This is a genomic window from Acinetobacter sp. YH12049, assembly GCF_013419875.1.
GTDB lineage: Bacteria > Pseudomonadota > Gammaproteobacteria > Pseudomonadales > Moraxellaceae > Acinetobacter > Acinetobacter amyesii.
Genome location: NZ_VOZH01000053.1, coordinates 1 through 13,457, shown reverse-complemented (window position 1 = coordinate 13,457; position 13,457 = coordinate 1). Strand labels below are relative to the sequence as shown.

At 39.4% G+C, this 13,457-nt stretch carries 13 protein-coding genes; 7 read left to right on the top strand and 6 right to left on the bottom strand.

Annotated elements, in window-relative coordinates:
* The first annotated feature begins 120 nt into the window (after positions 1-120).
* The 4 genes from FTU05_RS15835 to erpA all read left to right on the top strand — a co-directional run bounded on the left by FTU05_RS15835 (position 121) and on the right by erpA (position 4,060).
* Positions 121-1,113 carry a putative solute-binding protein gene (locus FTU05_RS15835; RefSeq protein ID WP_180005537.1) on the top strand — a complete coding sequence of 331 codons (993 nt, stop codon included), beginning with the start codon at positions 121-123 and terminating at the stop codon, positions 1,111-1,113.
* 257 nt (positions 1,114-1,370) lie between these two features.
* Complete coding sequence (locus tag FTU05_RS15830) at positions 1,371-2,381, top strand: putative solute-binding protein (RefSeq protein ID WP_180005536.1); 1,011 nt, start codon at positions 1,371-1,373, stop codon at positions 2,379-2,381.
* Positions 2,382-2,582: 201 nt separating this feature from the next.
* On the top strand, positions 2,583-3,590 hold the full coding sequence (locus FTU05_RS15825; RefSeq protein ID WP_180005535.1) for a putative solute-binding protein: 1,008 nt from the start codon (positions 2,583-2,585) through the stop codon (positions 3,588-3,590).
* A gap of 134 nt (positions 3,591-3,724) precedes the next feature.
* The gene (gene erpA / locus FTU05_RS15820; RefSeq protein WP_078189499.1) at positions 3,725-4,060 is read left to right on the top strand and encodes an iron-sulfur cluster insertion protein ErpA; all 336 of its coding nucleotides are present in this window, start codon (positions 3,725-3,727) and stop codon (positions 4,058-4,060) included.
* Between the two features lie 68 nt (positions 4,061-4,128).
* On the opposite strand, the gene FTU05_RS15815 is transcribed toward erpA, so the two are convergent.
* From FTU05_RS15815 to grpE, 4 genes are all read right to left on the bottom strand, one after another.
* The gene (locus FTU05_RS15815) at positions 4,129-4,506 is read right to left on the bottom strand and encodes a hypothetical protein (protein WP_168379524.1); all 378 of its coding nucleotides are present in this window, start codon (positions 4,504-4,506) and stop codon (positions 4,129-4,131) included.
* Positions 4,507-4,626: 120 nt separating this feature from the next.
* The gene (locus FTU05_RS15810; protein WP_180042176.1) at positions 4,627-5,538 is read right to left on the bottom strand and encodes a matrixin family metalloprotease; all 912 of its coding nucleotides are present in this window, start codon (positions 5,536-5,538) and stop codon (positions 4,627-4,629) included.
* A 214-nt stretch (positions 5,539-5,752) separates the two neighbouring features.
* Entirely contained in the window at positions 5,753-7,693 is a 1,941-nt protein-coding gene (gene dnaK / locus FTU05_RS15805) for a molecular chaperone DnaK (protein WP_078194438.1), read from the bottom strand.
* A gap of 154 nt (positions 7,694-7,847) precedes the next feature.
* Positions 7,848-8,387: a nucleotide exchange factor GrpE gene (gene grpE / locus FTU05_RS15800; RefSeq protein WP_111885723.1), complete on the bottom strand. Its 540-nt coding sequence runs from the start codon at positions 8,385-8,387 to the stop codon at positions 7,848-7,850.
* A gap of 938 nt (positions 8,388-9,325) precedes the next feature.
* On the opposite strand from grpE, the gene FTU05_RS15795 reads away from it, so the two are divergent.
* Positions 9,326-9,553, top strand: coding sequence for a hypothetical protein (locus tag FTU05_RS15795; protein ID WP_252725869.1), 228 nt, complete (start codon positions 9,326-9,328; stop codon positions 9,551-9,553).
* Between the two features lie 182 nt (positions 9,554-9,735).
* Here FTU05_RS15795 and FTU05_RS15790 read toward each other — a convergent pair whose 3' ends face one another.
* Positions 9,736-10,305 carry a hypothetical protein gene (locus tag FTU05_RS15790; protein WP_168379529.1) on the bottom strand — a complete coding sequence of 190 codons (570 nt, stop codon included), beginning with the start codon at positions 10,303-10,305 and terminating at the stop codon, positions 9,736-9,738.
* A gap of 201 nt (positions 10,306-10,506) precedes the next feature.
* Between FTU05_RS15790 and FTU05_RS15785 the strand changes: the two genes are divergently transcribed.
* On the top strand, positions 10,507-11,577 hold the full coding sequence (locus FTU05_RS15785; RefSeq protein WP_180027164.1) for an alpha/beta hydrolase: 1,071 nt from the start codon (positions 10,507-10,509) through the stop codon (positions 11,575-11,577).
* A gap of 63 nt (positions 11,578-11,640) precedes the next feature.
* On the opposite strand, the gene FTU05_RS15780 is transcribed toward FTU05_RS15785, so the two are convergent.
* Positions 11,641-12,312, bottom strand: coding sequence for an acetoacetate decarboxylase family protein (locus FTU05_RS15780; RefSeq protein WP_180027167.1), 672 nt, complete (start codon positions 12,310-12,312; stop codon positions 11,641-11,643).
* Positions 12,313-12,413: 101 nt separating this feature from the next.
* Here FTU05_RS15780 and FTU05_RS15775 point away from each other — a divergent pair, with 101 nt between their 5' ends.
* A complete protein-coding gene (locus tag FTU05_RS15775; protein ID WP_180005529.1) occupies positions 12,414-12,983 on the top strand; it encodes a peptidylprolyl isomerase in 570 nt (189 codons plus the stop codon).
* Positions 12,984-13,457: the final 474 nt, after the last annotated feature.

Genomic DNA, 13,457 nt, shown 5'->3' with positions numbered 1-13,457 from the left:
TATAAAGAGTTCCTGTACCGCCATACTGTCAGCGCAGTGCGGTATCGAAAGGTGCAATCTCTAAGATTGCATGGGTCGCAAAGATTCCCCCACCATAGCTCTTAGCTTGGTGGTGGGAGTATGTCAATTTTATCGCTTCTTTCAGGTGTGATGTCTGCACAAAGCTATGCCAATCAGAAGGTTTGTGTGTTCGATTTACTTGGAAAAGCGGGGGAATCTTATAAGCTGATGGAAGAGTGGTCTCTGGCCAGTAAGGCATGGGGAGCACAAGTTCAACTGATTTCATATCAAGATGAATCCAAAGTCGATAAAGATTTTAAAGAAGGGAAATGTGACGCATTTTATATGACCTCGATGCGGGCACGTGCATATAACAAATTTGCTGGTTCGATTGATGCCATTGGCGGTGTACCGAACAATACCATCGCGCAAAAAGCCATCACCTATGTCTTAGATAAGCGGAACAGTAAACGACTGATTACCAATCTAGGCAAAGACAGCTATGAAGTGGCGGGGATCGGGCAAATTGGTTCAGCCTATATTTTTGTCCGTGATCGCAATATCAATAATTTAGAAAAAGCTGAAGGTAAAAAATTTGCCATTTTGCATTATGACTATGCGCAAAAAGTGATGGTTGACCGTGTCGGCGCTGTACCAGTCATGTCGGAAATTTCCAATTTTATTCGCAAGTTTAATCAGGCTGAAGTTGAAATTGTGGCTGCGCCGGCTTATGCCTTTAAGCCACTCGAAATTTCAAAAGGCTTAGGCACTACTGGGGCGATGGTTAATTTTCCTGTGGTGATTGTCACGGCAGACCTGATTATTCGTAATAATAAATTCCCAGAAGGTTTTGCAGAGCCTTCTCGGCAATGGTTCGTTAAGCAATTATCAAAAAGTTTTGCCATGGTAAAACGCATGGAAGCTGAAATTCCTGCCAAATATAAGATGAATCTCAGCAAAGATGATCAGTTGAAATATCAGAAAATATTGCGTGAAGGACGGATGGATTTAACCAAACAGGGGATCTATGACTCCACTATGATGACGGTACTGAAAAAAGCCTGTTGTACGATTGAGCGAACCAATTTCGAGTGTTCAGTGGCGGGTGAATAAGCTTTTTTCTGTATTTCTTTGTAAATTTTGATGCAAACGCTGTAAATGTAAAAAGCCATTTTTGCAAATCTAAGATGATGATTATATTTATAATTTCACTTTGAATAAAAAGTGATATGCATCACAGAAAAACAGAATATGCCAAAATGACATAAATAAATGGAGTAAATGCTCTATTTTTTTTAAATTAACTTGCTTAATATCGGCGTTGTGTAAGGACACCTCTGAACCATAAAAAGATTTGAAAGGAAAATAGAATGAAAAAAACGCTCCTATCATTGGCTACATTTGCTGCAATTGGCTTTGCTGGTTCAGCTCAGGCAGCAAAAGTAGATATCTGTGTATTTGACTTACTGGGTAAGTCAGGTGAGTCATACCAAATGGCTCAGGAATGGGCGCTTGCAGCAAAAGGCTGGGGTGCTGAAATTAACTTAATTCCGCGTCAAGATGAAGCAGTAGCCGACAATGATTTTAAAGCGGGTAAATGTGATGGCGTATTTATGACGGCAATGCGTGCTCGTCAATACAATAAATTTGCAGGTTCGATTGATGCGCTTGGTGGCGCACCGAGCAATGCAATTGCGCAACGTGCGATTACCTTTGCATTAGACCAACGTAATGCTGCAAAAATGGTCAGCAACCTAGGTGGTAAGAAATACGAAGTGGCGGGTATTGCTCCACTGGGTTCAGCATTCATCTTTGTCAAAGACAAAAAAATTGACTCAATTGAAAAAGCAGCAGGTAAAAAGTTTGCAGTATTAGGCTATGACGAAGCACAAAAAATTATGGTGCAACGTGTCGGCGCTCAAGCTGTGGTTTCAGATGTATCTAACTTTGTGGCGAAGTTTAATAATGGTCAGGTCGATATGGTGGGTGCGCCTGCGTATGCCTACAAACCATTAGAGATTTATAAGGGTTTAGGTACCAATGGTGCGATGTTTAACTTCCCAGTTTTACAAGTGACCGCGGACTTTATTATTCGTCCTGATCAGTTCCCAGCAGGCTTTGGTCAAAAATCTCGTGATTGGTTTGTGAAACATTTACCGAAGAGTATTGCGATGATTAACCGTTTAGAGGCGGGTATTCCTGCGAAATATAAACTTAACTTAAGTGCAGAAGATAAAACCAAATATCAAAAATTATTGCGTGAAGGTCGTATGGATATGACGAAACGTGGCATTTATGATGCGGGCATGATGTCAGTATTGAAAAAGGCACGTTGTTCTGTCGATAAAGCCAATTTTGAATGTTCACTTAGCGGCGAATAAACTGATATTTAAAGAAAAAAGCCTGGATTTATCCGGGCTTTTTTTCGCAAATGCACAGGTCATTTTCGCCATTGAGTCAGCAAAATATTCAGGTAATCTAAATTGAAATCGAGGGCTGTGAGTATATTTAATCATACTCCGCATGACCCAAAAATCAAAAAATGGTTAAAACAAAAACAGTAAAAAACAAGGAAAGTCAGTATGAAACAATGGACAAAGGCATTGAGTATTGCTGCTGCGTTAATGGCGGTGAATGGCGTAGCTCAAGCAAAGCAAGTGGTGTGTGTATTTGATTTGGTTGGTAAAAATGGTGATGTTTTTACCCTGATGAGAGATTACCAATTGGCGGCAAAAAACTGGGGCGCAGACATTGAGCTCCGCGTCAGTCAAAATGAAGCGGTGATTGCGGAAGATTTTAAAGCCGGTAAATGTGATGGGATCAGTGTCACAGGTATGCGTGGTCGTCAATTTAATAATTTTACCGGTTCTTTAGATGCGATTGGTGCAATTCCAGATTTGAAACTTGCGGTTAAAGTGATGCAAGGCCTTGCGAGTCCAACGTTTGCAAAGAGCATGGTCAATAGTAAATATGAAGTGGTAGGTGTGATTCCTGTAGGTGATGCCTACCTGTTGGTGAATGACCGTAGTATCAATACTGTCGCTAAAGCAGCAGGTAAAAAAATTGCGGTGCTTGATTATGATGAAGCGCAGAAAATTATGGTGCAACAGGTGGGGGCTCAAGCGGTCAGTGCTGACGTGACCAATTTTGGCTCTAAATTTAACAATGGTCAGGTGGATATTATTGGTGCACCTGCAGCGGTGTTTAAACCCTTGGAGTTACATAAAGGTTTAGGTAGTAAAGGTGCAATTGTTAATTATCCAATTTTACAAGTGACGGGTAATATCATTATTCGCCCAGATAAATTCCCAGCGGGATATGGGCAAAAATCACGTGATTGGGTCAAAACACAATTACCTCGTGCATTCACGATATTAGGCAAAATGAAGTCAGAAATCCCAGCTAAATATTGGATGGATGTTCCAACGGCAGACAAAGCTGGCTATCAAAAAATGATGCGTGAAGCGCGTATTGATTTGACTAAACGTGATATCTACGACAAGCGAATGATGAAATTATTATGGCAATTCCGCTGTAAACAAGACCCGAAAAACTTCGAATGTGCATTACAGGACGAAAACTATAAATAAGTTTTAAATGAATCTTGAGAAAAATACTCTGATTTAACTTTAAACTGTGAAGACTGACCATATATTGAGTATGTTATACTTGAAACATGGTCTTTTCTTTTTAAAGACACCCCAATGACTCAGAGGAATCCATCATGAATGCTCAAGCACTTGTGCTGACTGACAATGCTGCCAATAAAGTACGCCAATTGCGTGACAGTGAAGGTAATCAAGACCTCATGTTACGTGTATATGTGACTGGTGGTGGTTGTTCAGGTTTCTCATATGGATTTAATTTTGCAGAAAGCCAAAACGAAGATGATGCTGAATTTATCAATGAAGACGTGAAAATGTTGGTGGATTCACTTAGTTATCAATATTTAGTTGGTTCAACAGTCGACTATATTGAAGGTTTAGAGGGTTCTCGTTTTGTGGTACAAAACCCGAATGCGACAACCACGTGTGGATGTGGATCTTCATTCTCGATCTAATCACGATGATGAATTGAGCCATAAAAAAGCCCTCATTTTGAGGGCTTTTTTAATGTTTAAAATCGATATTAGGCTTCAAATTTAAGCGCTTCTAACAGATCTAAAATCACTGTAGTTACGTCTTGACTCAATTGATAATTATTAAAAATTTCATAAGCTGTAATGGTGACATCGGTATCACTCGGAAGCAGGCGTTGCTCTTCTTCGATGAGGTCACGGATCGGCAAAAGGGTTTGTTTGACTTGTAAATGCAAGACATCTTTAAACTCAAGATTTTCGTCTTCGAGTTCAATGAGTTGCTCATTAAAAAATGGTAAAAGTACCGCATGGAGATAAGGTTGAATTTCGGTAATATCAAAAAGCTCAATATCACGGGTTTGTTCAATCGTGCTGATGTGGTCATTCACTTCAATTAAGATATGGTAGTAACTCACATTGCTCTCCACGGAAGATGTCATTGATATAAGGGAATTATTGCAGATCAACAATAACATGAAATGCTGATTTTTGTTGGTGAATCCTGCAATATCCTTATAAATTGTATGGTTTTTTATGCTCAGGGCACACTAGCGATAATACAGTAAGCTTTGGTCTGCTGGCATTAGTTTAAAGTTTTCTAATTGTTGCGCGCCCAAGATTGGGTACATTAATGCAGTAGGGTCATTATGGTGAGATAAGCCGAGAGCATGTCCGAGTTCATGGGCAAGGGTGAGGCGTAAATCATCTTCGGCATCAAATTGATAAATCTGAATCTGATCCTCCATAAAGACACCTTTATGAAACTCTCGTGCAGGAAAGCGCTGACTGGCTTGTATCACGCCTGCATTATATTGATCGATTTGCTGGTTATAGCTTGAGACTTGTTGGTTAAATTGATCATTTTGCTGATTAAATCGATCTATTTCTTGGTCTAATTGCATCGCTTGTGCTTTAACTTGCTCAAGTTCTCTTTCAACGCGTTGCATATTGGGGCCTTGTGTATGCTCTATTCGGCTCCAATTCATACGTTCTTGCGACAGCTGTGCGATTTCCGCACGAATCATGGCTTGTTTTGATCGGAGCTGTTGCTCATTCATCTCCAGACCTTTTCTCGAATTTGCTAAGTTCTCGGCATATAAATCATTACGGGCTTTATCTGCGGCTAAGGTATTTTGGACTTGCTTATAGGCATTGTATTGTTCTTGACGATCATCATAAATTAGATGGATTGCCAGTTGTGCATTTGGGTCATAGATAAATAATGGTTTGAGTGTTCCTTTATGCCATATCTCTGCGGCTTCTTCGCTAAGTTGAATGACTTGTTGTTGGCTTAATCCAAAACGCGGATCGACATCAGCAACCCGATAACGCAGTCGGGTATCGAGAGGGTGTAAAAGTCGATCTGAAATTGAATTAAATTTCAGTTGAGGATGCTGCTTGGTTTGAAAGATCCACCAAGTACTCAAAACGATGACAACAATAATTAAAATCAAACGCATAGCGTCGCAAAACTTGATTATTTTACATTAATTTAACCGAAATTTAGCGCTATGCAAATCTAAGTTTAGACAGATTGGCAGTCGAGAAGAATGTGGCTGTTTGAGCTGAAGCGTGTTATTTGAATATTGCCTGATGCAGATAAAATCATCCACAAAAAAACCGCGCTTTCGCGCGGTCTTTTTGAGCTTTGAAAAACTCGGTTAAAGCGACAAATTATTTTTTGTCATCTTTAACTTCAGTGAACTCAGCATCTACAACGCCGTCATCTGCTTTTTGAGCTTGACCTTCAGCGCCTTGGAAAGCGTTAGGATCAAAACCTTCAGCACCGCCTTGACCTTGTGCAGCTTCATAAGCACGTTGAGTGATCGGCATAATGATGTTTTGAAGTGCTTCAGTTTTCGCTTTGATTGCATCTACATCGTTTTCTTTAGTCGCTGCTTCGAGCTCAGCTACAGCAGCATCGATTGCAGATTTCTCATCAGCAGTTACCTGTTCACCAAGATCTTTTACTGCTTTTTGAGCAGAAGAAACAAGTGCATCAGCTTCGTTACGTGCTTTCGCTAATTCTTCAAATTTACGATCTTCTTCAGCATTCGCTTCAGCATCTTTGATCATCGCTTCAATTTCAGCATCGCTCAAACCAGAGTTAGCTTTAATTTGAATGGATTGCTCTTTACCTGTGCTCTTGTCTTTCGCAGATACTTTCAAGATACCATCAGCGTTGATGTCAAATGATACTTCAATTTGTGGCACACCACGTGGAGCAGGTGGGATATCGCCTAATTGGAAGTTACCTAACAATTTGTTTTGTTGAGCCATTTTACGTTCACCTTGGTAAACTGAAATGTCTACAGCAGGTTGGTTGTCAGCAGCAGTTGAGAACACTTGAGATTTCTTCGCAGGAATCGTGGTGTTTTTCTCGATGATTGCTGTTAACACGCCACCCATTGTTTCGATACCAAGAGTCAATGGAGTTACGTCAAGAAGAAGTACGTCAGTTTTATCACCTGAAAGTACTGCACCTTGAATCGCAGCACCCATCGCTACAGCTTCATCTGGGTTCACGTCTTTACGTGGCTCACGGCCGAAGAACTCTTGTACTTTTTGTTGTACAAGTGGCATACGAGACTGACCACCCACCAAGATTACGTCAGAGATGTCAGAGGTTGAAAGACCTGCATCTTTAAGTGCAATCTTACATGGTTCAATTGTACGAGCAACCAATTCAGCAACTAAACCTTCAAGTTTAGAGCGAGTCACGTTGATCACTAAGTGTTTAGGACCAGTCGCATCTGCTGTGATGTATGGAAGGTTGATTTCTGTTGCATTCGAAGAAGAAAGCTCGATTTTTGCTTTTTCAGCAGCTTCTTTTAAACGTTGAAGTGCAAGCGGATCTTGTTTCAAGTTTACGCTTTGTTCTTTCTTGAACTCTTCAACCAAGTATTCAATTAATGCATTATCGAAGTCTTCACCACCAAGGAATGTATCACCGTTTGTAGACAACACTTCGATTTGTTGGTCGCCATCAAGGTCAGCGATTTCAATGATTGATACGTCGAAAGTACCACCACCTAAATCGTAAACCGCAACTTTACGGTCGCCTTCTTTTTTGTCCATACCGAACGCAAGTGCAGCAGCTGTTGGTTCGTTGATGATACGTTTAACATCTAAACCAGCAATTTTACCTGCATCTTTAGTCGCTTGACGTTGAGCATCGTTAAAGTACGCAGGAACAGTAATTACCGCTTCAGTTACTGTTTCACCAAGGTAGTCTTCAGCTGTTTTTTTCATCTTTTTCAAGATTTCAGCAGAGATTTGTTGTGGTGCAAGTTTCTTGTCGTTTACGTCAACCCAAGCATCGCCATTGTCAGCTTTGATGATTTTGTAAGGTACAAGGCCGATATCTTTTTGCACAGCTTGGTCTTGGTACTTACGACCGATCAAACGTTTGATTGCAAATAATGTGTTTTTAGGGTTAGTCACTGCTTGACGCTTAGCAGATTGACCGACAAGGATCTCGCCATCTTTATACGCAATAATAGATGGGGTTGTACGAGCGCCTTCAGCGTTGTCGATTACTTTTACTTTGTCGCCTTCAAGTACTGCTACGCAAGAGTTTGTAGTACCTAAGTCAATACCAATGATTTTCGCCATTTGGATGTTTCCTCTAAAATTCTTTTATTCCCAAACTCTTCCCTTTCTCAAAGGGAAATAAAAAGGGATTTACTTGTTATCCGATATGAGAGCCAATCAAAAAATTTCAAGTAATATTGGTTAAAATTTTTAATTCGTCTCAGAAAATTTGGGTTTATGCACCAACCATAACCATAGCTGGACGTAATAGACGACCGTTTAAGCTATAGCCTTTTTGCAATACTGTCCCAATTTCATTCGATTTGGCATTTGGATCGATGCCCACAGCTTGGTGAAGATCTGCATTGAAACCATTTGCAGTATCCACAGCAACCACACCAAATTTTTCTAAAGTGCTGAGCAATGATTTCAGTGTAAGTTCTACACCTTCAGATAAACCTGATTTTTCATCACCTGCCGCAGCAATCGCGCGTTCAAGGTTATCAACTGACTCAAGCAATTGTTTTGCAAATTTTTCCAGCACAGTATCTTTATGCTTTTCAGATTCGCGTTGAATGCGTTCTACACTTTTTTGCGCTTCATATACGGCATTTGCAGTACGTGCTTTTTCAAGTTTTAAGCTTTCTTCTAAATTGGTGATTTGTGCTTGTAAATCTTCAACTGAAACTTCAGCTTGCTCGTTTTCAGCTTGAGTTTGCTGTTCTGCTTGCTCTTGTTGAAGATCTTGAGCGTCTTGGTTTTGCTCAGTCGCCATTGATTTACTCCGTTTAAATGGGTTCTTAAACATGTTCAGTCCTTATAGCTGTGCGTTCAAACGACATCGATGCGTAACTGCCATGCGTTTTGAATTCATGATTAATAAAAGAAATCGGGGCAGGGGATAAAAATTCAAGCGAAGTCAGCGATTAAATGCAGTTTTTTATTCAAATAAATGGTTTTTCAGCAAAATATCGACTGCAAAATTAAATTCTATGAAAATATAAATTATTGATTTGAATGTATAATCATATTTTGATCGGATTTATAGATTTTCATCATAAATTTTAACGGTTTCTCTTTGTGCCTGAAAATTTGCATAATTTATCTATCGGAAGTGACCATATCCACTGGAGAGAGGGATATGGTGACTACCTCTAGATTTTAGAAACACTTTTCCATGCTGATTTCCCAAGAATCAGCATTTTTTTTGCCTCAAAAAATAGTGGTTAATATTTATACATAAAAACTCTTAGTATCAGTTTTATTAAATATTTCACAAAAAATGATCAGCACAGTATTCTTTGTTTCAGATTCTATCGCTGTAGTTTCTTAATTTATTTCAAATGTGTTTTTCATGGCCTGCTTCTCTCATAAGCAGGCTTTTTTTTGCATGAAATTTATAAAAACAGCCACTTAAGTAACTGAGTTGCAAGTTTTGTTGAACTTTGTTGTATTCAAAAGCTGTGATCACGCTTTATTCAAAAATCATTTATATTTATTTTTTTAATAAAAAACAAAGCACTTGAGTTAAAAAAATGATGTAAAGCCTCAATATAAAAGAAAACTGCCTGATTAATAAAACATTTCATAAGCTGTACCGTGCCTCGTACAAAGTACAACTCAGAAGGTGGGAACTTCACAGAATTATTTTCCATTATGACTCGGGCAAAGTTGAGCTTTGCTTTTAATGATTCAATGAAGGAAATAATGAAGATGAAAAAAATTGGTTTATTCGCTGTCGCAGTTTTAGGTTTTGGTTTAGCTGCGGTAGGTTGTACTTCTCAAGAAACTGTAGAATCTCCAGAAACCGCACAAGTAACGTCTGCAACTGAAGCATCTGTAACGACAGAGCAATCGGGTGCTGTGGTTCAAGCAGATCCATCAGCTCAAGGTGCTGAAGTTCAATCTGCGCCTGCACCACAACCTACAATTCAGCAATAAGATTGTTTAATGCTCTCTGACCTGTAACAACAGGCAGTCAAGAATAGACAGAAGATAGGATGCCTCTTCTGTCTATTTTCTTTTCTATTGCTTTTTTTTATCTTTTCTATTTTTAGTGAACGAAAAAAAAGCCCATCATGTAGATGAGCTTTTTACTTTTAACCGATCTGCAAAAACAACAATTAACGGCGATTTTCCCACGCGCGACGACGTTCTTCAGCCGCTTTACGTTGTTGATCTGATGCCTTTCTTAAATCTTGAATATTTTTTTTGCGCTCTTGCTCAATTTGTTTTCTACGATCTTGACTGGCTTTACGGCGCTGTTCTTCTAAGCGCTGACGCTCTTTGCTGACTTTTTGACGATCTTGTTCAGCACGTTTACGACGTTCAGCTTCAGAGTATTTACGCTGTTGTTCTAGACGTTGACGTTCGAGTTCGTTTTTACGACGATCCCACTCTTGTTGATTTTTACGATTCTGTTCCCAGTTACGCTGGTCAAGTTGCTGCTTTCTACGTTCGAGCTCTAAACGATTACGTTGTTGTTGCTGACGTTCCCATGTACGGCGGTCTTGTTCATAACGACTGTCGTAACGGCGATCATAACGATTATCATAGCGTCGATCATTATTATCATAACGGCGGTCATAACGTTGATCATAACGTCCATCGTAGTAACCATCTTCAGGGAATGCTACGCAGCCTACAGCCAAAAAAGCAGTCGCAAAAGACAGAAGGATGATCTTTTTAGCCATGGTGAGTATCCTTTATCGAGAATGGGTTAGCATAATCAACCCATAAAACTTGGGTAAATTGTCAATGACAACTCTATAAAAGAAGATTAGCTTAACTAGGTCTGTACTATGTATGTCGATGTTGAGACTTATATGTGAATATGGTCACATTTGACCTAGATCATGTAGAAAGTATGAAGAGCATAATTCGAAGGATAGAGCATGTTTGCATTGAATGAATCACTTAAAAATATGAAAGATAAAGGCCAAGGTACGGCTGCTCGGTTACTTGATCGTCTTCCTAACTTTGCCAAAGAAAGCCTCGCAAAACGTCTCGATTATCCGTTTATTTTTCCAGAATTAGATCCGCTGGTGAAATGCATGATGGCGGCTCAACTCAAGCAAGGTAAGTCAGGCTTTGTGACCGAAGACTATGTGAAGTCTCGTAAATTATTTGATTTACAGATGGAGTCGATCAAGACCAAGCCGACCTTTGTGAAACAAGTGCAAGATATACGTCTACCTTTACAAAGTGCAACGCTGTTTGCGCGTCATTATCATCCTGCTCCAAATAAAAAATTACCGATGATCGTGTTTTATCATGGTGGTGGTTTTGTGGTGGGTGGTTTAGACACGCATGATGAAGTTTGTCGTTTATTGGCTGTGCATGCCAAAACACAAGTTTTAAGTATTGATTATCCTTTAACACCAGAAGCCAGCCCAGCTCAATTAATGCAAAGTTGTGAAGATGCATTGGCTTGGACTTATCAAAATAGTCGTCAGTTTAAAATTCTAAAAAATCGAATTGCGGTGGCAGGGGATAGTGCAGGCGGCAATATTGCTACTGCGGTTGCACAGCGCAGTGCTCAAAAAGTTTTTGCCCCGCAAGCTCAACTATTAATTTACCCAGTAGTGGATTTCAAGAGTCGCCACCCATCTTTCTATGCTTATAAAGATGGTCTAGTTCTGACTGAAAAAGATATTGATGTCGTAACGGCTTTATATGCAGAACAACATGCAGTGGCCTTAGATGATCCATTAATTTCACCAACCTATGGAAAATTGGCAGGTATCGCACCCGCGTATATCGTGACAGCAGGGCATGACGTTTTACATGACGAAGGTGAAATTTATTCGCATAAACTCCGTCAGCAAGGGGTGAAAGTGTTTTATCAAGAATATACCGATCAAACCCATGGCTTTATTAACTTAACCCCGGTTTCGCACCGAGCTAAAAAATACGTGATCGAGATCAGTACGAAGTTCCGTAAATTTTGGGATAAACGTAGCTAATCATTCCTTTATATAAAGTAAACCCAGTGTTTCACGTGAAACACTGGGTTTTTATTTATTGGGTTATTTATCTTGGATTTTTGCAGCAGGAAAAACGAGGCTAAATTCTGGGATATAAAAGCTTTGCAATAATCGTGCTTCAGAAAAATTTGGAAAAATGTCCTGTGTGTTGTGCCATTCTACCTGTTTCAGTTTAGAGAGCCGTCCACGAAACTTCGGTGAAAATTGATAACGCTTACCTTCCCACGCTTGTCTGATTTGCAACATCGCTGCAGGGATATGATGACTATTAATATAGAAAGAACGCTGTGAACGTGATTTTTTTAAACGGATCTGCATTTTGTGTTGTTCAACTTCTATAGTACAGACCACTTCATTGTCATGTTGTTGCCATTCAAACTTTGCCAACTCTTTAGGAATACCCCAGAGTTTTTGACCATGAATGACAGAGATATCTGTCGAAACATAAATCTTAGGAATCGAACTTAACCTTTTCTTACTCCATAAAGGGTGATCTAAAATTAGCAATTCGTCATAAGGGCCCACAGGTGAATCATGGTATCGGACCAATAACACCTGAACCACACGACCTAAAGGCGATGTCGCTAAACGGAACATCTGCGCTTGTTGGATAAAACTCGGAGAGATCCAATAATTCAAAATAAAAGCATCGCCACGCAGTTGCCAAGGCGGTAAATGTGTCAATGCAGTGTCCGACGGTATTATTTGCGTCATCATTGTTCTCGTTTTAATAATGGCAGAATAATTACTTTTTAATCATCAAAGACTAATATACAGTCAATAACAAGTACGAGATCAACCAGAAGAGTTAACAAATGTTAAAACAGATTTTATTTACCGCAGCACTTGGCTGTGTGAGCTTAAGCAGTTTTGCTGCCAATACTATTGTCGAAATGAAAACCTCTCAAGGCAATATTGAAATTGAGCTATTCAATGACAAGGCACCTATCTCAGCTAAAAACTTTGAAAGCTATGCAAAAGAAAAATTTTATAACGGCACGATCTTTCATCGCGTGATTCCTGGATTTATGGTTCAGGGTGGGGGCATGGATGTCAAAATGCAGGAGAAGCCAACAAAAGCGGCTATTAAGAATGAATCAAGTAATGGCTTGAGCAATAAGCGCGGCACATTGGCAATGGCACGGATGAATCATCCTGATTCAGCAAGTAGTCAGTTCTTTATTAATGTTGCAGACAATGACTTTCTCAATAAAAGTGCAATGAATGCGGGATATGCTGTTTTTGGTAAGGTCACTAAAGGTATGGATATCGTCGATAAAATCGTAAAAGTTCCAACTGCGAACTATGGAATGCATCAGAATGTCCCTGTAAACCCAGTAGTTATACAGAGTGTGGTGATTAAAGCAGCACCTGTAAAAAACTAAGCACACAAAATAGGAAAAATATTTTACATGATATTTGTAATAAATATCATGTATTTATGTGAGTAAAGTGTGTTTTTTGAACCATAATGGTGCATAAAAATAAAACACTCGTGTTCTTTGTGAGTGAAAAGCACTTGCACGTGTAAGAAATTGCCCTATAATGAGCACCATACCGACGAGATAGACGGAAACGAACGAAACGCGAAGCGTTGAGTTGTTGAGTTTATCGAAGTCCAGCTTCTAGCATTGACGAGATGTTAGAAAGATCATTAAGAGATTATGAAGAACAACTTGTGTGGATTTTTACTGGTTGATCAATCGAAAATATTTCATTGATTGATGGTAGGAATTACTCGAAGTTTATTTGAGCAAATTTTTGTCAGTAATTGATGAGCCAAGATTGGTACCCTTTAAGGTGCTACAAAGTATTAAACTGAAGAGTTTGATCATGGCTCAGATTGAACGCTGGCGGCA

Bases quoted from the DNA above. Each gene is read 5' to 3' on its own strand.
- FTU05_RS15835 (WP_180005537.1), top strand. From the start codon at position 121: ATGTCAATTTTATCGCTTCTTTCAGGTGTGATGTCTGCACAAAGCTAT.
- FTU05_RS15830 (WP_180005536.1), top strand. From the start codon at position 1,371: ATGAAAAAAACGCTCCTATCATTGGCTACATTTGCTGCAATTGGCTTT.
- FTU05_RS15825 (WP_180005535.1), top strand. From the start codon at position 2,583: ATGAAACAATGGACAAAGGCATTGAGTATTGCTGCTGCGTTAATGGCG.
- erpA (WP_078189499.1), top strand. From the start codon at position 3,725: ATGAATGCTCAAGCACTTGTGCTGACTGACAATGCTGCCAATAAAGTA.
- FTU05_RS15810 (WP_180042176.1), bottom strand. From the start codon at position 5,538: ATGCGTTTGATTTTAATTATTGTTGTCATCGTTTTGAGTACTTGGTGG.
- dnaK (WP_078194438.1), bottom strand. From the start codon at position 7,693: ATGGCGAAAATCATTGGTATTGACTTAGGTACTACAAACTCTTGCGTA.
- grpE (WP_111885723.1), bottom strand. From the start codon at position 8,387: ATGGCGACTGAGCAAAACCAAGACGCTCAAGATCTTCAACAAGAGCAA.
- FTU05_RS15795 (WP_252725869.1), top strand. From the start codon at position 9,326: ATGAAAAAAATTGGTTTATTCGCTGTCGCAGTTTTAGGTTTTGGTTTA.
- FTU05_RS15790 (WP_168379529.1), bottom strand. From the start codon at position 10,305: ATGGCTAAAAAGATCATCCTTCTGTCTTTTGCGACTGCTTTTTTGGCT.
- FTU05_RS15785 (WP_180027164.1), top strand. From the start codon at position 10,507: ATGTTTGCATTGAATGAATCACTTAAAAATATGAAAGATAAAGGCCAA.
- FTU05_RS15780 (WP_180027167.1), bottom strand. From the start codon at position 12,312: ATGACGCAAATAATACCGTCGGACACTGCATTGACACATTTACCGCCT.
- FTU05_RS15775 (WP_180005529.1), top strand. From the start codon at position 12,414: ATGTTAAAACAGATTTTATTTACCGCAGCACTTGGCTGTGTGAGCTTA.